The sequence below is a fragment of the Ruegeria sp. CG11 genome (genome assembly GCF_056537245.1).
The window spans coordinates 43,162-65,135 of the sequence record NZ_JBQFRE010000008.1; the positions used below are offsets into that span (position 1 = coordinate 43,162).

31 protein-coding genes are annotated in these 21,974 nt (G+C 60.6%); 10 read left to right on the forward strand and 21 right to left on the reverse strand.

What is annotated here, in order from left to right; genetic code table 11:
• From ACR0KW_RS16245 to ACR0KW_RS16265, 5 genes are all read right to left on the reverse strand, one after another.
• Complete coding sequence (locus ACR0KW_RS16245; protein ID WP_480805937.1) at positions 1-612, reverse strand: hypothetical protein; 612 nt, start codon at positions 610-612, stop codon at positions 1-3.
• Between the two features lie 91 nt (positions 613-703).
• Positions 704-1,144 carry a MarR family winged helix-turn-helix transcriptional regulator gene (locus tag ACR0KW_RS16250; RefSeq protein ID WP_170327795.1) on the reverse strand — a complete coding sequence of 147 codons (441 nt, stop codon included), beginning with the start codon at positions 1,142-1,144 and terminating at the stop codon, positions 704-706.
• Between the two features lie 14 nt (positions 1,145-1,158).
• On the reverse strand, positions 1,159-1,989 hold the full coding sequence (locus tag ACR0KW_RS16255; RefSeq protein WP_480805938.1) for a carbon-nitrogen hydrolase family protein: 831 nt from the start codon (positions 1,987-1,989) through the stop codon (positions 1,159-1,161).
• Positions 1,989-2,246 (reverse strand): glutaredoxin 3, encoded by a 258-nt coding sequence (grxC, locus tag ACR0KW_RS16260; protein ID WP_480805939.1) that lies wholly within the window; start codon positions 2,244-2,246, stop codon positions 1,989-1,991. The genes ACR0KW_RS16255 and grxC overlap by 1 nt, the downstream gene beginning before the upstream one ends.
• Before the next feature lie 37 nt (positions 2,247-2,283).
• Positions 2,284-3,012, reverse strand: a complete 729-nt coding sequence (locus tag ACR0KW_RS16265; RefSeq protein WP_480805940.1) for a ComF family protein — start codon at positions 3,010-3,012, stop codon at positions 2,284-2,286.
• A 16-nt stretch (positions 3,013-3,028) separates the two neighbouring features.
• Here ACR0KW_RS16265 and ACR0KW_RS16270 point away from each other — a divergent pair, with 16 nt between their 5' ends.
• Positions 3,029-3,859, forward strand: a complete 831-nt coding sequence (locus ACR0KW_RS16270) for a methyltransferase domain-containing protein (protein WP_480805941.1) — start codon at positions 3,029-3,031, stop codon at positions 3,857-3,859.
• 57 nt (positions 3,860-3,916) lie between these two features.
• Positions 3,917-4,966, forward strand: coding sequence for a ferrochelatase (gene hemH / locus ACR0KW_RS16275; RefSeq protein WP_480805942.1), 1,050 nt, complete (start codon positions 3,917-3,919; stop codon positions 4,964-4,966).
• A gap of 88 nt (positions 4,967-5,054) precedes the next feature.
• Here the strand turns inward: hemH and ACR0KW_RS16280 are convergent, their stop codons facing one another.
• Positions 5,055-5,237 (reverse strand): hypothetical protein, encoded by a 183-nt coding sequence (locus tag ACR0KW_RS16280; RefSeq protein WP_170379961.1) that lies wholly within the window; start codon positions 5,235-5,237, stop codon positions 5,055-5,057.
• A gap of 140 nt (positions 5,238-5,377) precedes the next feature.
• The gene (locus tag ACR0KW_RS16285) at positions 5,378-5,977 is read right to left on the reverse strand and encodes a L,D-transpeptidase (RefSeq protein WP_170327801.1); all 600 of its coding nucleotides are present in this window, start codon (positions 5,975-5,977) and stop codon (positions 5,378-5,380) included.
• A gap of 169 nt (positions 5,978-6,146) precedes the next feature.
• Here ACR0KW_RS16285 and dalA point away from each other — a divergent pair, with 169 nt between their 5' ends.
• Positions 6,147-6,662 (forward strand): divisome-associated lipoprotein DalA, encoded by a 516-nt coding sequence (dalA, locus tag ACR0KW_RS16290; RefSeq protein WP_480805943.1) that lies wholly within the window; start codon positions 6,147-6,149, stop codon positions 6,660-6,662.
• A 67-nt stretch (positions 6,663-6,729) separates the two neighbouring features.
• Here dalA and ACR0KW_RS16295 read toward each other — a convergent pair whose 3' ends face one another.
• The 7 genes from ACR0KW_RS16295 to ACR0KW_RS16325 all read right to left on the reverse strand — a co-directional run bounded on the left by ACR0KW_RS16295 (position 6,730) and on the right by ACR0KW_RS16325 (position 11,514).
• On the reverse strand, positions 6,730-7,194 hold the full coding sequence (locus ACR0KW_RS16295) for a PTS sugar transporter subunit IIA (protein ID WP_480805944.1): 465 nt from the start codon (positions 7,192-7,194) through the stop codon (positions 6,730-6,732).
• A 62-nt stretch (positions 7,195-7,256) separates the two neighbouring features.
• Positions 7,257-7,820, reverse strand: coding sequence for a ribosome hibernation-promoting factor, HPF/YfiA family (hpf, locus tag ACR0KW_RS16300; protein WP_170327804.1), 564 nt, complete (start codon positions 7,818-7,820; stop codon positions 7,257-7,259).
• Positions 7,821-8,072: 252 nt separating this feature from the next.
• Entirely contained in the window at positions 8,073-8,831 is a 759-nt protein-coding gene (gene lptB, locus ACR0KW_RS16305; RefSeq protein WP_480805945.1) for an LPS export ABC transporter ATP-binding protein, read from the reverse strand.
• The gene (locus ACR0KW_RS16310; RefSeq protein WP_170327806.1) at positions 8,831-9,322 is read right to left on the reverse strand and encodes an LptA/OstA family protein; all 492 of its coding nucleotides are present in this window, start codon (positions 9,320-9,322) and stop codon (positions 8,831-8,833) included. Before ACR0KW_RS16310 ends, lptB begins: the two co-directional genes overlap by 1 nt.
• A 3-nt stretch (positions 9,323-9,325) precedes the next feature.
• The gene (locus tag ACR0KW_RS16315; protein WP_480805946.1) at positions 9,326-9,925 is read right to left on the reverse strand and encodes an LPS export ABC transporter periplasmic protein LptC; all 600 of its coding nucleotides are present in this window, start codon (positions 9,923-9,925) and stop codon (positions 9,326-9,328) included.
• Positions 9,926-9,940: 15 nt separating this feature from the next.
• On the reverse strand, positions 9,941-10,903 hold the full coding sequence (locus tag ACR0KW_RS16320) for a KpsF/GutQ family sugar-phosphate isomerase (protein WP_480805947.1): 963 nt from the start codon (positions 10,901-10,903) through the stop codon (positions 9,941-9,943).
• Positions 10,900-11,514, reverse strand: a complete 615-nt coding sequence (locus ACR0KW_RS16325; RefSeq protein WP_480805948.1) for a ribonuclease D — start codon at positions 11,512-11,514, stop codon at positions 10,900-10,902. Before ACR0KW_RS16325 ends, ACR0KW_RS16320 begins: the two co-directional genes overlap by 4 nt.
• Positions 11,515-11,687: 173 nt before the next feature.
• On the opposite strand from ACR0KW_RS16325, the gene ACR0KW_RS16330 reads away from it, so the two are divergent.
• From ACR0KW_RS16330 to ACR0KW_RS16360, 7 genes are all read left to right on the forward strand, one after another.
• Positions 11,688-12,620, forward strand: a complete 933-nt coding sequence (locus ACR0KW_RS16330; protein ID WP_480805949.1) for an MFS transporter — start codon at positions 11,688-11,690, stop codon at positions 12,618-12,620.
• A 35-nt stretch (positions 12,621-12,655) separates the two neighbouring features.
• The gene (locus ACR0KW_RS16335; RefSeq protein ID WP_170327810.1) at positions 12,656-13,084 is read left to right on the forward strand and encodes an Lrp/AsnC family transcriptional regulator; all 429 of its coding nucleotides are present in this window, start codon (positions 12,656-12,658) and stop codon (positions 13,082-13,084) included.
• 73 nt (positions 13,085-13,157) lie between these two features.
• Positions 13,158-13,850 carry a lytic transglycosylase domain-containing protein gene (locus tag ACR0KW_RS16340; protein ID WP_480805950.1) on the forward strand — a complete coding sequence of 231 codons (693 nt, stop codon included), beginning with the start codon at positions 13,158-13,160 and terminating at the stop codon, positions 13,848-13,850.
• Positions 13,851-13,919: 69 nt separating this feature from the next.
• Positions 13,920-15,947: a flagellar biosynthesis protein FlhA gene (flhA, locus tag ACR0KW_RS16345; RefSeq protein WP_480806018.1), complete on the forward strand. Its 2,028-nt coding sequence runs from the start codon at positions 13,920-13,922 to the stop codon at positions 15,945-15,947.
• Positions 15,944-16,717 carry a flagellar biosynthetic protein FliR gene (locus ACR0KW_RS16350; protein WP_480805951.1) on the forward strand — a complete coding sequence of 258 codons (774 nt, stop codon included), beginning with the start codon at positions 15,944-15,946 and terminating at the stop codon, positions 16,715-16,717. The genes flhA and ACR0KW_RS16350 overlap by 4 nt, the downstream gene beginning before the upstream one ends.
• Complete coding sequence (gene flhB / locus ACR0KW_RS16355) at positions 16,714-17,802, forward strand: flagellar type III secretion system protein FlhB (RefSeq protein WP_480805952.1); 1,089 nt, start codon at positions 16,714-16,716, stop codon at positions 17,800-17,802. Before ACR0KW_RS16350 ends, flhB begins: the two co-directional genes overlap by 4 nt.
• Complete coding sequence (locus tag ACR0KW_RS16360; RefSeq protein WP_480805953.1) at positions 17,799-18,182, forward strand: hypothetical protein; 384 nt, start codon at positions 17,799-17,801, stop codon at positions 18,180-18,182. Before flhB ends, ACR0KW_RS16360 begins: the two co-directional genes overlap by 4 nt.
• Before the next feature lie 24 nt (positions 18,183-18,206).
• On the opposite strand, the gene ACR0KW_RS16365 is transcribed toward ACR0KW_RS16360, so the two are convergent.
• From ACR0KW_RS16365 to fliE, 7 genes are read right to left on the reverse strand one after another with little or no spacing between them, the layout of a single operon-like run.
• Positions 18,207-18,722: a flagellar basal body-associated protein FliL gene (locus tag ACR0KW_RS16365; RefSeq protein WP_480805954.1), complete on the reverse strand. Its 516-nt coding sequence runs from the start codon at positions 18,720-18,722 to the stop codon at positions 18,207-18,209.
• 12 nt (positions 18,723-18,734) lie between these two features.
• Positions 18,735-19,466 (reverse strand): flagellar basal body L-ring protein FlgH, encoded by a 732-nt coding sequence (gene flgH, locus ACR0KW_RS16370; protein ID WP_480805955.1) that lies wholly within the window; start codon positions 19,464-19,466, stop codon positions 18,735-18,737.
• Positions 19,466-19,882 carry a flagellar basal body P-ring formation chaperone FlgA gene (gene flgA / locus ACR0KW_RS16375; protein WP_480805956.1) on the reverse strand — a complete coding sequence of 139 codons (417 nt, stop codon included), beginning with the start codon at positions 19,880-19,882 and terminating at the stop codon, positions 19,466-19,468. The genes flgH and flgA overlap by 1 nt, the downstream gene beginning before the upstream one ends.
• Complete coding sequence (flgG, locus tag ACR0KW_RS16380; protein ID WP_480805957.1) at positions 19,882-20,667, reverse strand: flagellar basal-body rod protein FlgG; 786 nt, start codon at positions 20,665-20,667, stop codon at positions 19,882-19,884. The genes flgA and flgG overlap by 1 nt, the downstream gene beginning before the upstream one ends.
• Before the next feature lie 22 nt (positions 20,668-20,689).
• Positions 20,690-21,400 carry a flagellar hook-basal body complex protein gene (locus ACR0KW_RS16385; RefSeq protein ID WP_480805958.1) on the reverse strand — a complete coding sequence of 237 codons (711 nt, stop codon included), beginning with the start codon at positions 21,398-21,400 and terminating at the stop codon, positions 20,690-20,692.
• On the reverse strand, positions 21,400-21,672 hold the full coding sequence (locus ACR0KW_RS16390; RefSeq protein WP_058282142.1) for a flagellar biosynthetic protein FliQ: 273 nt from the start codon (positions 21,670-21,672) through the stop codon (positions 21,400-21,402). The genes ACR0KW_RS16385 and ACR0KW_RS16390 overlap by 1 nt, the downstream gene beginning before the upstream one ends.
• A gap of 4 nt (positions 21,673-21,676) precedes the next feature.
• On the reverse strand, positions 21,677-21,967 hold the full coding sequence (gene fliE / locus ACR0KW_RS16395; protein ID WP_480805959.1) for a flagellar hook-basal body complex protein FliE: 291 nt from the start codon (positions 21,965-21,967) through the stop codon (positions 21,677-21,679).
• Positions 21,968-21,974: the final 7 nt, after the last annotated feature.

A 21,974-nucleotide genomic window follows, 5' to 3' on the forward strand; every position in this document is an offset into this window, starting at 1 on the left:
TCACTTTCGCAGTTCCGTTTTGAAATCAAACGGGCTGATCAATTGTTGATCAAGATCAGCGTCTATTGGTTTAAGCCACTCATTGTAAGTCGGTAGCCATCGCAAAACCGATTCTACCCCCCCCGTCAACGGTTCCTTCGTGACTTGGATCGTCAACCTGTGAAGTTCATAGCCAGCATCAAATCTGTCAGCAAGTTCGTCAGGGTTTACCAGTTGAATAGATGTTGGGTCTTCGATGTTCTCGAACGTAACCATTCGCGGCCATAAGTTCGGAGGTACATCGAGAGGTTTAGTCTGCCTCTCCACTTCACGAATGGCATCTTTGAACCCGGGAACGTTCTTGGATTCGCTCCGCATGGTCAGCCAAATCAACCGACCGGCTCCCTCGTCAAGCAATGCGAACAGATATCGCCCGCCCAGATCAGCAACGACGGCCTCGCCAGTGATACCAATATGGCCAAAATCCATGCCACCAAGCCAATCAATCGGGGCTCTAACATCTACCCTGGTAACACTCGACGCGGTCACGGGGCCGTCAGGCGTATCAAAGTACAGCACCATTTTCTGATGCCAGTCCGCTCTTTTAGCGCAACCTGTCAACAGAACGGCCATGACGGCGAATATGACTATGTAAAATCTCAATTAGCTTCTTCCCGCCGTGGTTGATCCCCAGCTTGATCAAATCAATCAAATGGAAGAAACCCTACTCCCCCTCAAGCTGCAACCGCAAATCCCGCAGCACGGGCAGCGTGCTACGAACGCGCTCCAGCCCCAGTTCTCCGACCACGCGGTTGATCAGCGGCGCGATCGAGGAAATGGCCTGATCCCGCGCCCGGCGACCGGCGGGGCTGATCGCGACCATCTTGCGGCGGGCGTCGTCCCAGTCGGGGCGGATGTGGATGTATCCGGCCCATTCCAGCTTGGCCAAGGTGTTGGTCATCGCTCCGCGCGTGACGTGGAACGTGCTGGCCAGTTGCGCTGGGGTGCGCTCGTCGCCCACAAACACCAGATGGTTCAGCACCGAGAAATGCGAGATTTCCATGCCCTTGGGCAGCACCCGGCTCAGCCGGTTCCGCAACAGCTGGTCGGCAGTCAGGATCTCACTGAAAAGCGTGACCGCAAGGGCATTGTGTTCGTCAGTCATGTCTCGGTTCTGGGTCAGGGCCCGTCGAAAGGCCGCACGTGCGTCAGTGAGGGCACGCGGCGGCGCGCCTCTGTCACAGAACTATCATCCAAATCGAAAAAGTGAATGCCCGGATCGGTGCCTGCGTCGATGACGACCTCTCCCCATGGGGCCACAACCATGCTGTGACCGTAAGTATGGCGCGTCTTGCCGCGGGTTTTCGGATGGGTTCCGGTCTGCGCGGATGCCAGCACCCAACAGCCGTTTTCAATCGCCCGGGCACGCAGCAGAGATTGCCAATGGGCCGCGCCGGTCACCGGTGAAAACGCCGCGGGAACGGTCAGGATACGCGCCCCTGCCTGCGCCAAAGCTGCATAAAGGTGCGGGAACCGAATGTCGTAACAGATGGTCATGCCGACCGCGCCGAAATCGGTCTGCGCCAGCACCGCGCGGTCGCCGGGGCGGTAGTTCTTGGATTCGCGAAAAGTCTCGGAGTCCGAGACCTGTACGTCGAACATATGGATCTTGTCATACCGCGCCACGATCTGCCCATGCGGGTCGATCATGAAAGAGCGGTTGGCGAAACGCCCGTCGGCATCGTGGGTCTTGATCCCCAATGAGCCGATCAGCAGCCATACGCCCAGCGCGACGGCCTGATCCTGCAGGCCCACCAACGTCTGGTCATCTTCTTCGTGCTGCAACACCTCGCGCTGCCGTGTCGTGCTGGTGGACACGCAATTCGTCACCTCGGGCGTCAGGATGAACCGCGCGCCCTGCCCGGCAGCCTCGGCCATCATGGCGCGCACGGTTGCCAGGTTTTCGGCCGGATCATCCGACGAGCAAAGCTGCAGCAGCGCGGTTTTCATCAGGCTGTCAGCAGGCGATCCAGCTTACCCTGCCGCTCCAGCTCATAAAGGTCATCGCAGCCGCCCACATGTTCGGTGCCGATGAAAATCTGCGGCACGGTGCGTTTGCCCCCCGCGCGCTGGATCATCTCGGGCTTGCGTTTGGGGTGCAGCAAGACGTCGATCTCTTTGAATTCGACGCCTTTCTGTTTCAGCAACCGCTTGGCCGCATGGCAATAACCGCACAGCGGCGAGGTGTAGAGTTCAACCGGCTTCATATTCCGTCCCTTCGGGTTTCGCGCAATCCTGAGCGAATTAGGCATCCTTGGCAACGCGCGCCAGTGCCAACACGAAAATATGATTTGCTCCCGCGGCAAGGCAGACACGCGCACAGGCCGACAGAGTTGCCCCCGAGGTCATCACATCATCCACCAGCAAAACATCGCGCCCCTGCATCCGGTGACGCCGTTTGGGATGCGTCATAATGGCATCCGCCAGAGTCTCGGCCCGTTCCGCAGCAGTTTTGCCATCCAGAACCGGGGTCCGCACCCGTCGCACCAGCAGATCAGGGCAGACATCCAGCCCGGTCTGACGCCCCAAGTGCTGCGCCAACAAGGCCGACTGGTTGTAACGCCGTTTCAACAGCCGCGACCAATGCAGCGGCACCGGAGCAATCAGCATGTCATCGCGGAACAAATCCCTCCCAGCCTGCGCCATCCAGTGGGCCGCCAGCTTTGCCAGTTCCGGCCTGTCCCCATGCTTTAGCGCCAGAATCAGGGACCGCGCCTTGCCGTCATATAAAAGCGCCGTGCGCCCGTCCTGCCAGGGGCGGGGCGTTTTCATGCAGTCGTCACACTCGATCCGGTGTCCGTCCGCCTCGCCCGGCAAGGGCACGCCACAGCTTTCGCACACCACCCCACCAATAAAGGGCGTGTCGCGCCAGCATTGGCCACACAGACCGAAATCCTGTTCGGTCAGATCGCCGCACCCCAGGCAACGCGGTGGATAGATCAGTTGAACAGCGGTTTGAATCCGCTGCCACATGCGATAATTGCGCCCTATGAAGCTGCCTGACTCCAATGCACCCTCTATGTTCGACCGCCTGGCCCTGACCCGGCACCGCGCCCGCGCGCAGGATGACGCGCTGTTTCTGCACCACGCCGCCGTGGACGAGGTGCAGGATCGGCTCTCCATGGTTAACAAAACCTTTACGGCGCCCGCAGTGGTGACGCCGTTTGCACAGGTTTGGCAGGATGTGGTGCCCGGGGCGCGGATTGTTGCGGATGATGAGGTGCTGGACCTGACGCCCGGCGCCCATGATCTGGTGATTCACGCCATGGCGCTGCACTGGGCCAATGACCCGGTTGGGCAGCTGATCCAATGCCACCGCGCCCTGCGCCCCGACGGTCTGCTGCTGGTGGTCTGTCTGGGCGGAGAGACCCTGCACGAGTTGCGCGCCGCCCTTGGGCAGGCCGAGATCGAAATCGCAGGCGGCCTCAGCCCGCGCATCGCGCCTATGGCCGAGCTTCGCGATCTGGGCGGTTTACTGCAACGGGCGGGCCTTGCGCTGCCGGTCGCCGACACCGCGCACCTGACGGCGGAATACCGCGACCTGACCCACCTGATGCGCGATCTTCGAGCGATGGGAGAGACCAACAGCCTGTCCGGCCGCGTGAAACGCCCCACAAGACGGCAGGTCTTTGCCCGGGCGCAGCAGATCTATGCCGACCACTTCACCACCCCTCAGGGCCGCCTGACCGCCACGTACGAGCTGATCTGCCTGACCGGCTGGTCGCCCGACGACAGCCAACCCAAACCCCTGCGCCCCGGATCGGCCCAAGCGCGTCTGGCCGATGCGCTGGGTGCAAAAGAAGGCAAACTGCCCGATTGACGACCGGGTTTTTCCGGTTATCTCAGCTTGGCATAGAGAAATCTCAGGAAGCTCGACATGTTTGACGCCACTCGCCCATCCCACGCCCCCGCCGACCACCCCAAGGTCAAGATGGGCCGCGTCGGCATTCTGCTGGCCAATCTGGGCACACCGGACGACTACAGTTATTGGCCGATGCGCCGCTATCTGAACGAGTTTCTGTCGGATCAGCGCGTGATCGACTATCCCAAGTGGAAATGGCAGCCGATCCTGCAGGGCATCATCCTGACCAAACGCCCCTTCAGCTCGGGCGAGGCCTACAAGTCGATCTGGAACCACGACAAGGGCGAAAGCCCGCTGATGACGATCACCAAGGACCAGACCGCTAAGCTGCGCGACGTGATGCAGGCGCGCTATGGCGATCGTGTGCTGGTCGATTTCTGCATGCGCTACGGCAACCCCTCGACCAAATCCAAAGTGCGCGAGATGGTGGCCGCAGGTTGCGACCGCATCCTGTTCTTCCCGCTCTATCCGCAATACGCCGGTGCCACGACCGCCACCGCAAATGACCAGTTCTTCCGCGCGCTGATGGAGGAAGCCTGGCAACCGGCAACCCGCACCGTGCCTGCCTATTTCGACGAACCCGCTTACATCGACGCTTTGGCCGGATCGGTGGAACAGGCCTATGCGGCGATGGAGACCAGGCCGGATATTCTGGTCGTCTCGTACCACGGAATGCCGGAACGCTATTTGCAGCAGGGTGACCCCTATCACTGCCAGTGCGCGAAAACCTCGCGGTTGCTGAAAGAACGGCTGGGCTGGTCGGACGACCAGCTTGTGTCAACCTTCCAGTCCCGATTCGGACCCGAAGAATGGCTGAAGCCCTATACGGTCGACCACGTGGCCGAACTGGCCAAGCAGGGCAAAAAGAACATCGCCGTCATCGCTCCTGCATTTTCTGCCGATTGCATCGAAACGCTGGAAGAGATCAACGAAGAGATCCGGGAAAGCTTTGAAGAGGCGGGCGGTGAAAGCTTCACCTACATCCCCTGCCTCAACGACGATGATTCGCATATCGCGGCGCTCGGCAAGGTGATCGAAGACAACCTGAAGGGCTGGCTGGACTGACCGGCCCTTCCATCAGGCCCACCCAACCAGGCATGAAAAAAGGCGGTGGATTGCTCCACCGCCTTTTCTCTAGATGACGCTTGTCAAATTAGCTTGCTGCAACAGCTGCGGCAACTACGACCAGCAGGATCAGCGGCAGGATGATGCCCTGCGACGTACCTTGAGTTTCCTCAACAACAACCGGTGCTTCTACAACCGGCTCTTCCAGGTTACCGGCATAAGCGGTCGAAGCAGCAGCGGTCAGTGCAGCGGCGAGAACGAGTTTCTTCATATTAACCTCCAGAATTTGCACGGTTCCAAATAGCGAAACCGCACATCCAAGACTTACCTCGTACGTTTTTTCTAATCAGCTATCCAACTGGAATGCAATTGCAACTTGCGCCACAAGCGGGTTCGTGCGCGAAAATGTCGTCAAATTAGCAACACTTGCGTGCCGACCTTCGCCATAGAAAACAGTTCCGCGATGTCTTCATTGAACAGGCCGATACAGCCGTTTGACGATCTGCGACCGATTTTGCGCGTATCATGGGTGCCGTGGATTCGGTAATATTTCCAACTCAGGTACAAAGCGTGTGTTCCCAATGGGTTATCAGGTCCCGGCGGGATATAGTCCGGCCATTCCGGATTGCGCTTTTTCATCGACGGCGTTGGCGACCAGCTGGGTCCTTCGACCTTGCGGACCACACTGGTGCGGCCGCGGCGGGTCAGTTCCTCGGTCAGAGGCACGGAAGAGGGGTATAATTTGTACACACGCTGATCCTCGGACCAATAGTGCAGCGCGCGCGAGACGGTATCGACCAGAATGGCCCCATTATTCGTGTTGGAAAAATAGGGCTGCCAGTCCAGCGCACGGAATCCCGAAATATTGCGACGCACCTCTGGTTCCGGCTCGGGAGCGGGGCGCAGCGGGTCGCCAGGAATATATTGGGCAACCGCAGGCGTGGCCAGCAGAGCCGACGCTCCGGCTAGGAATCCCCGGCGGGAGGGCGCATGAATGTGTTTTTTGACCATGACGGGCGGTCCTTTTCTAAGGCCAGTCTGAAATTCAAGCGTATTTTATGGCCAGAATGCGTCAGTCGCAAATCAAACCGGCAGAATCACGCGGAACCGGGCCAATGCGCGTTTGCCCAAGGCGGTCTGTCGCGCTATGCCCTAGGTTAAACCAAATATCAGGTCGATCATGACGCGTATCATTTCTTTACTATTTGCCTGCTTTGTCGGGCTGGCCGCATGTACCCCCGGCAGCACTCCAACCTATGGATCGGACGGACGGCCGCTGCCGACAGTCTATAAGATCCGGGGCAACCCCGAAAAACTGCAGTTCCGTATGCTTGATTCGGTCAACGCGCTACGTCAGGCGCAGGGCCTGCAGGCGGTGCAGTTGAATTCGCAGCTCAACGCCGCTGCCGCTACGCATGCCAAGGACATGGCACGCCAGAACCGCCCCTGGCACTTTGGCTCGGACGGCTCATCGCCGATCGACCGCGCCCAGCGGGTTGGCTATTACGGCACCTTCCTGGGTGAGGCGATTTCGGAAACCTATGAGACTGAGACCGAAACTCTGGCCGCCTGGATGCAGGAACCCGGCCCGCGTTCGGTGATCATGGACCCCAAGGCCACGCAGATGGGCTTTGCCTGGCACCAGGAAGGCGGCGGCAAAATCTGGTGGACGCTGGAAATGGGCGCGGGCGGGTAACCGCAACCCTATCCGAAAAAGAAAAAGCCCCCGGAAAACCGGGGGCTTTTTTCGTATCGACAGCGGTTTAGGCCGCTTGCATGGACTGCGCTTCGGTCAGAATGGCGTACAGTTTGACCGGATCAGGGTTGGCCCGCAATTTCGCACAAACCGAAGTGTCGCGCAGGGTCCGCGACACCAGAGCCAGCGCCTTCAGGTGATCCACCCCAGCCTCGTCCGGCGCGAACAACGCAAAGGCGATATCCACCGGCTGGCGGTCCACAGAACCAAAATCAATCGGCTTTTCCAGCATCACGAAGACACCGGCAACGGCCTCAAGCTCGGACATGCGCGCATGTGGCAAAGCCACGCCATGCCCGACACCGGTGGGCCCCAGGCTTTCCCGCTCCAGCAGCCCGTCCACAACGATCTGGGCCTCAAGGCCCAGAGTTGCGTCTGCCACATCGGCGATTTCCTGAAACAGCCGCTTCTTGCTGGACGCGGCTGACAGTACACGCACTGCTTCGGGCTTCAGTATGCTCGAAAGCTCCATGATTACGCTCCATGGCGAAGCCCCCGCGGGATGCAGGGGCGAGCCTTTGCTATTCTTGCCTGTTACGGATCGATCCAGCCGATGTTGCCGTCATCGCGGCGGTACACGACGTTCAATCCGTCCTTGTTTTCATTCCGGAACACCAGCACCGGAGCGCCGGCCAGTTCCATCTGCATAACGGCTTCACCAACACTCAGCGATGGGATCTTGGTTTCCATCTCAGCCACGATCATCGGCTGCAGGGATTCCGGCTCTGCTGCCGACTCAGACTCGTCAGAAGCGAGGATATATGAGGAAGCCCCAAAGAGTTCAACCGGCTCGGACCGATCCTTATGGTGATCCTTGAGGCGGCGTTTGTAGCGGCGCAATTGGGTTTCCATCTTGTCGCAGCAGGCCTCAAACGCCGCGTAGATTTCGGTTGCGTGAGCCTTGGCCTGCGCCGTCAGGCCGGTGGAAAGATGTACGGTTGTTTCGCATACATATTCATGCGCAGAACGGGAAAAGACGACATTGGCATCGGTCGGACGCTGGGCGTATTTACCCACGACCTCGCCCAGTTCGGTCTGCACATGGGTCTGGAGTGCTACACCGATGTCGATCTGTTTTCCGCTGATTTGGTAACGCATGTGATCTCCTTCACAATTCACACCCATTCTGACGTCACGTAACGCGACGCGCTTGTTTTTATCGGGTGGGGGGTAGAGACATTTCCCGCGGTAGCCGCATCGTTCCCCCTTCGACAAGGGGGCATCGTGATCCAGACGGGAACCGAAGAAATGCCATGGCCCAATTGAGGCAAGAGACGGCCGAAGAGTCAATCAAAACAGACGTGTATATACGTGATTTCCGCCATGCATTCGGCGCATTTCTGCGCAAGCTCATGAAATCCGGAAATTTTCGCCCAGATAGACGCGGCGAACGTTCTCGTTTTCGACCACTTCATCCGGTGAACCGGACATCAACACCTGCCCGTCATGCAGGATATAGGCGCGATCCACAATCTCCAGCGTTTCCCGCACGTTATGGTCGGTGATCAGAACGCCAATGCCGCGCTTTTTCAGGTCCGCAACCAGATGTCGGATATCGCCGACGCTGATCGGGTCAACACCTGCAAAGGGTTCATCCAAAAGCAGATATTTCGGGTCAGCCGCCAGACAGCGGGCAATCTCGACGCGGCGACGCTCACCGCCCGACAGGGCCAGGGCAGGTGCCCGGCGCAGGTGTTCGATCGAGAAATCCGACAGCAGCTCTTCCAGCCGTTCCTTGCGGCGGTGGGCGTGACGCACCGTAATGTCCAGAACGGCGGCGATGTTGTCCTCGACGCTCATGCCACGAAAGATCGACATTTCCTGCGGCAGATAGCCGATCCCAAGCCGCGCGCGGCGGTACATCGGCAGGGTCGTCACCGTCTGCCCGTCAATCGTGACCGTGCCCGCCTCGGGGAAAACCAGCCCGGCGACCGAGTAGAATGTGGTCGTCTTGCCCGACCCGTTCGGCCCCAGCAGCGCCACAACCTCGGACCGGTCCAGCGTCATCGACACGTCCCGGATCACCGTCTTCTTGCGGTAGGATTTCCGTAACTTTTCGATCCTGAGGCCGGAATTGCCCTCGGCCACGGTCAGTTCAGGGCGCGCCATCAGTTGTTGCCCTGCTGCAGAATGGTTTTGACATTGCCGGTCATCGTCGCGGTACCTGCGGTCAGGTCGGCATTCATCTGATCGCCGCTAATGGTGCTGGGACCCTGGTTCAGCAGTACGTTGCCCTTCATCACGATCACGCCAGAATCGATGGTGTATTCGGCCGAGTCGCCCTCGGCCGCATCGGGCGGGCTGACCAGAACTACATTCTCGGTCGCTTCCATCCTCTCGATGCCCGAGCGGTCCTCATTGTAGATGACCAACACCCGTTCTGCAGTCAGGCGCATTTCACCCTGAATGACGATCACATTGCCCAGAAATTCGGCCGATCCGTCCTCTTGATTGACGTTCAGCTTTTCCGAGGTCACTTCAACCGGCAGGCTGGGGTCGGCCTGGGTCGCGCCAAACGCAACCTGAGTCTCCTGCGCCGCCGCAGAAAAGGCGCCAAGGATCACAAAAAGGCAAAGTGGAACAAATCGGAAATCGAACACAGGTTATCTTTCTGCTTTTTGAGGCTCGTATATCAGCTTAACGCCATCTGTAAAAAGAATATGCACAGGGCCATCGGTTTTTTCCGCACCAAAGCTCATGCTGCCAGCGGTAAAATTGCCGATGATCCCGGTTCCGTTGACCTGGCCGGGCGCATCGCCCCGGATTTCGTCCAATGAGGTGTTCAGCAGGTCGGTGGTGATCTCCGTGCCATCGGTCGAAGTGATGACGACATCGCCGACAAACGTGGCCGTGTTCTTGTCGGGCCGGATCATGCCCGAATTGGAATCCAGCGTAATGACACCACCACTAGACAAGCTCATGCTGCCCCGGAATTCGGCTGCGGTCGGAATAGAGCCTTCCCTGCCCTGCGTTGCCCGGATTGCCTCGATCTGAACCTCTTCGCCTTTGCGGGTGGTGCCGCGGTAATTCGGCTGTGTCACCACCTGATCGGCCAGCCGTTCGTCGATGTCCTGCTGGGTAAACGGGACGCTGACATTGGTTTCGATACTGCGCGACAGAAGGAAAACGGTGGACAGCATCAAGATGGCCACCAACGGCAGCACCACCTTGAAGAACTGAACCATGCGGGAATGTCCGTCCACCGCGTATCCCTCCGCTTAACCCAGACCGACGCGCAGGCAGTCGTGGATGTGCAGCAACCCTTGTGCCGGGCCCTGCGTTTCGGGGTCGACCACGAACAGCGAGGTGATCTTGCGATCGTTCATGATCGCCACCGCCTCTTCCGCCATCGCATTGGGTGCGATGGTCAGCGGATTTTCGGTCATCACTTCTTCGGTGGTCTTGTTCAGAAGCCCGTCCATGTTTCGACGCAAGTCGCCATCAGTCACGATGCCCATCAGGCGGCCCGCTTCATCCGTTACACCGACGACGCCGAAGCTCTTCTGGCTCATCACCAGCAAAGCCTCACTCATCGGGGTGCCGACCGAAACCAACGGCAAATCCTTGTGCATCAGATCACGCACGGTGGACAGCTGCGCCCCCAGCTTGCCACCGGGGTGGAAGGCGCGGAAATCCTCGGGCTTGAAATCGCGATACTTCATCAGCGCAATCGCCAGCGCATCGCCCATCGCCAGCGTCAGCGTGGTCGAGATCGAGGGCACCATGCCGAAGCCGCAGGCCTCGCCCATCGACGGGATCAGCAGATGCACATCGGCCTGTTTCATCAACGTGCTTTCCGGCTTGCTGGACAGTCCGATCAACGGAATGCTGAAACGGCGGGTGAACGCCAGCAGGTTTACCAGTTCCGGCGCTTCGCCCGAGTTCGAAATAGCCAGAACCACGTCGCCCTTGGACACCATGCCCAGATCGCCGTGGCTCGCCTCGGCCGGGTGCACGAAATAGGCGGGTGTGCCGGTGCTGGCCAGCGTCGCGGCAATCTTGTGGCCGATATGGCCCGACTTGCCGATCCCGCTGATGATGATCCGGCCCGGGGCCTGCAGGATCAGTTGCACGGCTTCGGCAAAATGTTCGTCCAGACTGTCGGCCAGAACGTCCAGCGCGCGGGCCTCGTCAGTGACGACCTGCCGGGCGGTTTTCAGGAATGCTTCGGTATCGGTCATGAGTGCGCAAAAATATCCGTTTCGGGCCAACCGGCGAGGTCGAGTTTCGCACGCATCGGCAGGAAGTCAAAACACGCCTGCGCCATCTCAGAGCGCCCTTCGCGGGCCAGACGCCCGTCCAGCGCTTCGCTCAGCTGGTGCAGGTAGAGAACATCCGAAGCCGCGTAGTCCAGCTGCGCGTCGGTCAGGGTCTCGGCGCCCCAGTCGCTCATCTGCTGCTGCTTCGAGATATCGACGCCGATCAGCTCCTGGCACAGGTTCTTCAAGCCGTGGCGGTCGGTGTAAGTACGCACCAGACGGCTGGCGATCTTGGTGCAATAGACCGGTGCCGCCAACGCCCCAAAGGTGTGGTACATCGCGGCAATGTCAAACCGGCCGAAATGGAACAGTTTCAGCACATCGGGGTTTTCCAGCATCGCGCACAGGTTCGGAGCCTCGGTCTGGCCCTTCTCGACCTGCACGATATGGCTGTTGCCGTCGCCACCCGACATCTGGATCACGCACAGGCGGTCGCGATGCGGGTTCAACCCCATGGTTTCGCAGTCGATGGCCACAACAGGGCCCAGGTCCAACCCGTCCGGCAGGTCGTTTTTATAGAGATGGTTCGCCACGCAGGTCTTCCTTTGTCCGGTATCGTCCCCGAGATAGGAGGTTTGGCCCCCGAACTCAACGCTATCAATAGAATGCGACCAAGTTGCGCGGATTTCTTGACCCCGAAGGCATTGGCGGGAAAATGGCTTCGGGCACAACGCCCCGGATCACAGAGGGCTCTGGGGTGGTCCAAATGGCCAAAAGATCCAGCCTGCCGATGCTGAGTGTCCTGCGAAATCAAACGTATCGCCACCTGCTGGCGGCCCAACTGGTTGCCCTGACGAGCACCAGTCTGGCAACCGTGGCGCTGGCGCTGCTGGCCTATGATCTGGAAAGCCTGCTGAGCCCGATGCTGGCCGCCGCGCTGCTGCTGATCGTCAGCTTTGACAGCCTGTTCTGGGGCACCGGGCTGGGGTTCATCGCTTCGGTCCTGCTTGTGGTGTCGGTCGCACTACCCTCTCCCAAACCAACTCAACGCCGGGGCATCTATGACCCAACCACACGGGGCATCCGCCTGTATCTGAACACGCCTCGCCTGCGGGGTCTGCTGGCGCTCAACTGGACGGCGGCGGCGCTGAGTTCGATGGTCATCGTCAACACCGTGGTCATCGTCCGCGCCGATCTGGGCTTGTCCGAAAGCGCGGTGGCTATCGCTCTGGCCGGATTTGGAGGCGGCTCAATGCTGGCCGCGTTCACCCTTCCCAAGTTGCTGGATACCTACAAAGACCGCAGCGTCATGCTGACCGGGGCGGCGATCGGCACCTTGGCGATGGGAGTTGCTACCGTTTCATTTGCCGTCACGCAAGTCTCGCTGATCGGGCTGACAATACTGTGGGCTTGCGTCGGGTTCGGCTATTCCGCAACCCTGACACCTTCAGGCCGCCTGCTAACCCGCTCGGCCCGCTCCGAAGACAGACCAGCGGTTTTTGCAGCGCAGTTCACGCTGTCCCATGCGTGCTGGCTGGTGCTGTATCCGCTGGCAGGGTGGATCATGACGACGACCAACACCGCAACGACACTTGCGGTCATGTCTGTGGTTGCCTCGCCCGGCCTTGCGGCAGCGGCCCTAATCTGGCCGCGTCCGCCTCGGAAAGCCGTTTCAAAAGAACGCTCTGACATGTCTTGAGCCCCCCGGCCCCTGTGCATTACACCTTGGGGATCATGGATCAGCTAGACCGCCGCATCATCGCTGCCCTGCAGCACAACGCCCGCGAGACGACCTCGAAGATCGCCGCGAAACTGGGCGTGGCCCGAACCACCGTGCATGAACGCATTCGGCGGATGGAAGAAAATGGCGTGATCGCCGGATACTCGGTTGTTCTGAACAGCTCTGAAGACGCCCCGCGTGTTCAGGTCGTGGTGCTGCTGGAAGTGCAGCAAAAGGAAACCACGCGCATCATCAAGCGGCTTGAGGCCTACCCGGAAGTGAAACTCTGCCTGTCCATCAACGGCGAGTTTGACCTGCTGCTGTCGGCCGAGGCCCCGCGGATTGAGGATCTGGACATTCTGGTCGACGATCTGGCCAAGATCCCCGGCGTGCTGCGCACCAATACCAGCGTTGTCTTCGGCCGCCGGATCGACCGGAATTAGGTGGCTGATAACCCTCTGTAAACCCAAGCAGGACTAGCTTGGCCGGGACTGATCAGAATCCCGGACCGGCAGAATGCCCCATCGTTTGATCTTTGGCCTGAGTTTCCTTGCGCTGTGTGCGGCGCAACAGGGCTTTGCCATGCCTGAAGCGCGTGTGGCCGAAGTCTGCGACTCAGCCGCACGACGAGCCGCGCAGGCGGAAGGCGTCCCGTTGGATGTTCTGCGCGCGATTGCGCGGGTGGAAACCGGGCGACTGAGGGACGGGCGGCTGGAACCCTGGCCCTGGACCATCAATGTCGAGGGCCAGGGGTTTTGGTTCACCTCGGAATTCGAGGCGAAATCATACGTTTTCAACATCTTCAAAGCGGGCAAGCGCAGCTTTGACATCGGCTGCTTTCAGATCAACTACCGCTGGCATGGCAAAGCATTCCGGTCGATCGACGCCATGTTCGACCCGGATGAAAACGCCTCCTACGCAGCCCGTTTCCTAAAAGACCTGTATGCCGAGCTTGGCTCGTGGCCCGCCGCCGTCGGGGCCTATCATTCCCGCACGCCATCCTTGGCCAAGGCCTATTCCGGTCGGTTCCAGACTGTACTGGCACAGCTTGGCCAAACCGTACCCGATGCGCCCCTGCAGGTGGCGCGCGACCCGTTCACCTCCGTCGCAACCCCTCTGATCCCGGTCAACCTGCCGCAATCCGGCAACGTTTTGGGGTCACTGGTTCCGACCTCGGGCACCGCCACCGCCTTTATCTCGTTCAACTAGGAGACCTGCGTGCCCAAGATCGACGCCCGTTCCCTGTTCTCTCCGACCGTGCTGCTGGCGCTGGCGCTGATGACAGTCATCGTGATGATGATACTGCCGATGCCCGCCTGGGTGTTGGACGTTGGGCTGGCGGCGTCCTTCGCTCTGGCGATTCTGATCTTCACACTGACGCTGTTCATCGAACGGCCGCTGGATTTCTCATCCTTCCCGACAATCCTGCTGGCCTCGCTGATGCTGCGGCTGTCGCTGAACGTCTCCTCGACCAAACTGATCATTGGCCAGGGGCATACCGGCCCCAACGCCGCCGGCGATGTGATCGAGGGCTTTGCCGATTTCGTCATGGGCGGCAGCATCTTTCTGGGGCTGGTTGTGTTCGGCGTGCTGCTGATCGTGAACTTCATGGTCATCACCAAAGGTGCCGCGCGCATGGCCGAGGTCGGCGCGCGGTTCGCTCTGGACGGGATGCCCGGCAAGCAGCTGGCCATCGACAGCGACATGTCCGCCGGGGCCATCGACCACCAGCAGGCCAAGGAACGGCGCGAGAGGGAACAGCAGGAGACGACCTTCTTCGGCTCACTCGACGGGGCGTCGAAATTCGTCAAAGGGGATGCGGTTGCCGGGCTTCTGATCACGTTGCTGAACCTTGTGATGGGCCTGATCATGGGTGTGATCGTGCACGGAATGCCGATCTCGTCCGCGTTCGAGACCTATGCCATCCTGACCGTCGGCGATGGGCTGGTGTCGCAAATCCCGGCGGTGATCATCTCCATCGCCTCGGCCCTGCTGCTGGCCCGCGGCGGCACGCAAGGCGCCACCGACAACGCGATTTTCTCGCAGCTGGGCAAACATCCGGCAGCACTGGGAACGGTTGCGATTCTGATGGTGCTGTTTGCGTTGGTGCCCGGCCTGCCCTTCCTGCCCTTCATTCTGGGCGCGGGGGTGCTGGGCTATGCCGCCTTCAACGTGCACCGCAAACAAAAGGCCGAGGAAGAGGCGGCGCTGGAGCCCACGCCTCAGGACGAAACACCCGTTTCGCAGGCCATCGGCGATATTCTGGATCTGGACGACGTGCATCTGGAGTTTGCCCCCGATCTGGTCAGCATGGTTTTGAACCCCGGCACCGGTCTGGACGCGCGGATTGCCAATATGCGGACCTATGTCGCCTCAAGCTTTGGCCTGATCCTGCCCGATATCCGCCTGACCGACCGCGCCGATCTGCCCATGGGCACCTATGTGGTCAAGGTGCAGGGGGTCGAACAGGCCCGCGGCGTGCTGAACCCCGATCTGGTGCTGGCGCTGGTACAGGACGACCGCGACATGCTGCCCGAAGGCAATGACGTGACCGAGCCGGTCTATGGCGCCCCGGCCCGCTGGATTCTACCCAAGGACCGCGAGGCCGCCGCGATGAGCGGGGCCACCATCGTCTCTCCGCCCGAGATTCTGGCCACACATCTGCTTGAGATCATCAAACAGAACTTTTCGCGCCTGCTGACCCTGAAATCCCTACGACGCCTTCTGTCCGAGATGACGCGGCTCAGCGATCCGGTCCGCGCCGAGGCCAATCGCAAGCTGTTGGACGAGTTGATCCCCGACAAGGTGCCAATCGACACACTGCACGCAGTGCTGCGACTGTTGCTGGACGAACGTGTCTCGATCCGCAACATGGCCCTGATCCTGGAAAGCGTGGCCGAGGCGCGGCTGACCACGACCCAGCCCGAGGGCATCTGCGAACTGGTCCGGCAACGGCTGGGCTTCCAGCTGGTCGCCGAAATGAAACGCGAGGATGGCTCGATTCCCCTGATTCAGCTGGCCCCGGAATGGGAAGATACCTTCGCCACCTACCAGATCGACGCGCCAAATGCCGGACTGGACGTGGCGCTGCCGCCGAACCTGTTCAACAAGCTGGCCGATGGCGTAGTCAACAGTGTGGCACAATCCGCCGATCACGGGCTGTTCCCGGCACTGGTCACATCCACCCGCCGACGCAGGCTGCTGCGCACCATCATGCACGCGCGCGGCATTGCAAATCCGGTTCTCTCCTTCGAGGAAATCGGGCTAGAGGCACGCCCCGCACTGGTCGGAACGGTGCCCGCGTGATCGCGCTGCCGCCAGAGCTTCTGCCCCAACTGGGCGAGGGTCTGTGGCACATGTTTGCCGTCTTTCTACGCGTCTCTGTCATGGTCTCGCTGTTGCCCGCCTTCGGGGAACGCAGCATCCCGACCCGCGTCAAGCTCGGGATCGCGGTGGCGTTCACCTTGATTGTGGCGCCTGCGGTGCAGGCTGCGGGGACCGCACCCGACCTGTTTCCATTGGCACGGATGATTGTGGTCGAGACCCTGATCGGAGGGGTTCTGGGACTGGGCCTGCGCCTGTTCGTTCTAGCCCTGCAAACGGCAGGATCGATTGCGGCGCAGGCGACCTCATTGTCTCAGATTCTGGGTGGTGCGGCGGCAGACCCGGTCCCTGCGATGGGATACCTGCTAACTCTGGCGGGATTGGCCTTGGCGGTGCTGCTTGGCCTGCACATCCGCGTCGCGCAGTTCCTGATCTACAGCTACTCGCTGTTTCCGATGGGTATGGCCCCGATAGCGCCCGACCTGTCGCAATGGGGCGTGCAGCAGATCGCGCGCAGCTTTGGCATGGCTTTCGCGCTGACCATGCCGTTTGTCATCGCCTCGCTGATCTATAACCTCGCGCTCGGGGTCATCAACCGCGCGATGCCGCAGTTGATGGTAGCCTTTGTCGGTGCCCCGGCCATCACATTCGCGGGCCTGTTCCTGCTGTTCGCGGGCACCCCTCTGATCCTGTCGGTGTGGTCCGACGCCCTGTTCGCCTTTATGGTAAACCCGCTTGAGAGCACACGATGAGCGGATCGGATGACGACAGTGACAAGTCCTATGAGCCGACGCCGCAGAAACTGCAGAAGGCGCGGGAAAAGGGCGAGGTCGCCAAATCCAACGACCTGTCCGTTGTGGCGGCCTATAGCGGATTTCTCATCGCGTTGTTTGCAGCCGGCCAGTTTGGTGTCCAGCACTTGGGAACGCTGTTTGTTGTCCTGATTGACCAGGCCGATACCTTCGCCCCATTGGTGACCGACGGCCCGGCGGCCAGCCCGGTCGGCGGGATGCTGAAAACCGCCTTGCTGTCGGTCTCGATCGTGTTCGCCCTGCCCGCCAGTGCGGTTTTGCTCAGCCTGATCGCTCAGCGCGCGCTGATCTTTGCGCCCAGCAAGCTGAAACCGAAGCTGTCCCGCATCTCGATCCTGTCGAATGCCAAGAACAAGTTCGGACGCGGGGGGCTGTTCGAATTTGCCAAGAGCTTTGTGAAACTGGTGATCTACGGCACCTGCCTGGCGCTGTTCCTGCGTGCGAACCTGAGCGAGATCCTGTCGGCCAGCGCCGCGCCCGCGCGGTCCTCGGTGATGCTGATGATGAACCTGCTGTTTCGTTTCCTGTTCATCGTCATCGCAATAGCGCTGGCAATCGGGGTGGTGGACTACTTGTGGCAATACGCAGAACACATGCGCAAGAACCGGATGTCGCGCAAGGAAATCCAGGACGAAACCAAAGATGCCGAGGGCGATCCGCACGTGAAACAGCAACGCCGCCAGCGCGCGCAGGATATCGTGACAAACCAGATGATGTCGGATGTGCCCTCGGCGGATGTGGTGATCGTCAACCCGACCCACTATGCGGTGGCGCTGAAATGGGCCCGCACGGCGGGCTCGGCGCCGGTCTGCGCAGCCAAGGGCGTGGATGAAGTGGCCGCCGCGATCCGTGCACGCGCCGCCGATTCCGGTGTTCCCATTCACTCCGATCCGCCCACCGCACGTGCGCTTCATGCGGCCGTCGAGATCGGGCAGGAAATCGCCGAAGAACACTATCGCTCCGTTGCCGCCGCAATCCGATTTGCTGAGGCGATGCGCAAACGGGCAAAAGGGCAGATCAGATGAGACAGGACGGGTATTCAGACCTCGAAAAAGTCACCGACGCGGCGTTCCAAAAGGAATACAACGTCCTACGTCCGCTGATCGAAGCCGAAGCCCGGGTCCAGCAACAACTGGCGCGGCTGGATGCTCAGGTTCAGCAAACCCGCAAGGACAGTGTTTCGGCCGAGGGGTATCGGGTCACTGGCACGGACGTTCTGTGGAATGGATGGGAATCGGCCACGCGCCGCCAGCTGAACATGGAACGCGCCCGGCTGCGGGCGCAAAAACTGACAGCGATGGAGGCGTTACGGACGGCATTTGGCCGCAAACAGGCTGTAGCGAACCTGTCGGCGGCCCAGAGAGAAGTGCGTAAACGCGCACTGAACAAGAAGTTTTCAAATTAACTGGCTACGGCTGCGCCGTCTGGATCAGACGTCCTGGCGGCTGACACTCATGATCAAAACCTGCGAGACGTCATCGCCCAGATCCCTGCGCGCCGTCTCCAGCAGGGCTTTGCGCAACACTTTCAAGTTGTCGGACTCGGTGAAGGCACCATCGAACCCCCCGGTGTTGGCGTGGTCGAACATGACCTGCAAGAACCCGTCGCGTAGCTTTGGCTCGACCGCGTAAAAGGCCTCGGTCATGCCGGGAGTGATCTCAAGGCTCAGCGACATGGTGACCAGCGCCTCGATGCGCTCGGAATCTACGACCGGCACCACAAACTGCTTGGTCAGCTTGAGGTATTCATAGTCGCTTGGCTTGTCCTTTTTCCCCGCCTTGCCATCCTTGGCTTTGACGGATTTCTCCTTGGGTATTTCCGCCTTCGGTTCCGATTTCTCCTGCTTTGCAGTCTCTTTCGATTCAGAGGGTGACAGCACGACGCCAGCGCCGATCCCAGCCCCCAGACCGACCAGCAGAAAGATGACGGGCAACAATTTCTTCATCTCATCTACTCCTTAATACGGCAGTACGGCGTCCAGAATCTGCTGGCCATATCTCGGTTGCTGCACATCGGTGATCTGCCCGCGACCACCATAAGACACACGGGCCGAGGCGATCTTGTCATAGGTGATCTCATTCTGGCGCGAGATGTCCTGCGGCCGTACATACCCCGCGACCAGCAGCTCACGCAGTTCGAAATTCACGCGCAATTCCTGCGAGCCCGAGATCGACAACACACCGTTCGGCAGCACATCGACCACGGTAGCGGCCACACGCAGGGTCAGCTTTTCCTTGCGTTTGACCGACCCCTCGCCTGTACTTTCCGAGGACGAGTCGATCTCAACCGCGTCAGCAAGCGATGCGCCGTCCGGCAAGTGTTTGTCCGCGCGCTGCGGCAAGCCGAACAGGCCCACGATTCCCAGGCTTTCCGAGGCCGAGCGCGAGCGTTCCGTGTCATTCGAGAACTCGGCTTTCTCGTCCAGTTCGATCACGACCGTCAGGATATCACCCTTCTTGATCGCCCGCTGATCGCCCAGCAGCGATTGCTGGCCACCGCTCCACAACGAGGACCGGTCGACGTTGCGCTGCGGTTGCGTGTGCAACGGCAGGCCCGGCCACAGCATGGCGACATGTTCGGGCGAGTCCTCATTGGGGGTAAAACTGGGTGGCTTGCCCAGATGATCCACCCGACCGCAGGCCGACACGGCAAGCACCGCAAACAACAGAGATTTCGATAGGCCTGACATTATTTCACCTCGATTTGGCCGTCGGACCGGATAAGGCCGATCACGGTCGTGCGGGAGGACAAGTTCATGACCCGGATGCGCTCCCCGGCAGCCCCGCGCCCCAGCGCGCGGCCTTCCGCCGTAATCGACAGCGGTTTGCGGTCAAAGATCAGCACCACCAGATCGTTGCGATCCACCAACGCCGGCGCGCCGACATCCCCGGGGCGGATTGGGCGCCCGGGATAGAGCGCGACACGGGCCTCTTGCCCGACCAGAAACTCGGGGTCGATCACCGCTCCGGGCACTTGCTGCGCCTTGATTTCAAGATCGGTGGCCGCAATGATTTCCTTGGCACGGATGGTGCGTGTCGGCACGACGATATCGGCCAGTGCAAACACCGGCATCAGCACCCCCACTATCAGGACCAGGACCCGCATCACCGCACCTGCGTCGTTGCGCCCATCATCTGATCGACGGCGGAAATGACCTTGGCGTTCATCTCATATCCGCGCTGTGCCTCGATCAGTTCGGTCACCTCGCGGATCGCATCGACCGAGCTGTCCTCAAGATAGCCCTGCCGCAAGGTGCCCAGCCCGTCCTCGCCCGGGGTGCCAACCACAGGCGCGCCGGACGCTTCGGTCTCCTTGAACAGGTTGCTGCCGATCGCCTCGAGCCCCTTGGTGTTCGAGAAACTGGCCAGCGTGATTTCCCCCAACAACTGCCCCTCGGGCGCGTCATCGAAATAGGCATAGACCTCGCCCGCCGCGTTGATGGAAATCGAGTGCGCATCGTCGGGAATGGTGATCTCGGGTGCCACCGCGTACCCGTCCGACGTCACAATCAACCCCTCGGCCGAGCGTTTCAAACTGCCATCTCGGGTAAAGCCGGACTGGCCGTTGGTCAGCGTCACCTCAAGATAACCGCGGCCTTCGATGGCGACGTCCAGATCGTTGCCGGTGGCCGACAACCCACCCTGCGCCAGCTGCACCGTGACGGCCGCCGGGCGCACGCCCAGACCCAACTGAATGCCGGTGGGCAGAACTGTGCCGTCATTGGCGTTCACCGTCCCGGCCCGTGCCATCTGCTGATAGTGCAAATCCGCAAACTCGGCCCGGCGGGCGTTGTAGCCGGTGGTGTTCGTGTTCGCCAGGTTGTTCGAGATCGTCTCGACCCGCATCTGCTGCGCAGCCATGCCCGTCGCTGCAATTTTCAAAGCCCGCATGTTGAAATCTCCTTTTCACAAATCAGCGCATCAGCGCTTTCAGCGCCCCGCGTACGCGTTCGTCTTCGGTTTCCAGAAAGCTCTGCCCCAGCTCATAGGCGCGCTGGATTTCGACCAGCCGGGTCACCTGATGAACGGCGTTGACGTTGGACCCTTCGAGGAAACGATGCACAACAACCGGGTTTTCCACCGGTTCAATCTCGCCCTCGGCACGGAATTGTGTGCTGCCCTCGCGTACCAGCGTGCTGGGGTCGGCCACGCGATAGACGCCGATCTGCCCCAGCAGTTGCCCTTCGATACTGAGCGTCCCGTCGCTGCCCACATCGATCGAGGCCGCATCAGGCGGGATGAAAACAGGCGCGCCGTTCACGTCCAGCACACGGTGGCCGTCCATCGTGACCAGATCGCCCTCGGCGCTTGGGGAAAAGGCACCCGCCCGCGTCAGACGGTTGCCCGACGCGGTTTCGATCATGAAAAACCCGTCGCCCTCGATGGCGAAATCGAACTGGCCTCCGGTCTCGGTCAGCAAGCCCTGTTGCTGCGAGGTGTTGCGCGCCTCGGCCCGGCTCATCGACAGGGACGGGTTGCCCGGTACGTCTTGGACGAACTCCGAGAACACCAGACCCTGCGCGCGGTATCCGGTGGTGTTGGCATTGGCGATGTTATTCGCCACCAGCCGCATTTCATTCATCAGCCCGGACTGGCGGGACAGGGTGACATAGGCGGTATCCATCAGCGGCCTCCTGCAATCAGTGGGATGAGGGTTGTGGTGAAAAACGTCACCAGCGTCTGGGTCATGAAACCCATGGAAATCCAGAACACGATGACGATGGCGATCAGCTTGGGCACGAAGGTCAGCGTCATCTCCTGAACCGAGGTCAGCGCCTGGAACAGGCCGACGATCAGGCCCGACACCAGCGCCACCGCCAGGATCGGGACCGAGGTGATCACCGCAACCCATAGCGCCTGACGCACGATGTCATAGAAGAGACCTTCGCTCAGCATCTCGTCAGACCGGCATTCGCAGGATTTCCTGATAGGCCTCGACCACCTTGTCGCGCACGACAACGGCCGTTTCAACAGCCAGTTCGGTCTGCGCCAGCGCCTGAACCAGCGCATGCGGGTCGGCCTGCCCGGTCATGGCGGCCTGTGAGACTTGCTCGCTTTGATTCAGCGTTGCGGCAAAGTCCTGAAACGTGTTGCGCAGCCCCTGCGCCAGTCCGGCGTGGTTGGGATCGGCCTGCGTGGCCGGGCGCGCAACAGCATAGTTCTGGGCTGCGGTCAGGGATCGGATGTCCATTCTGGTG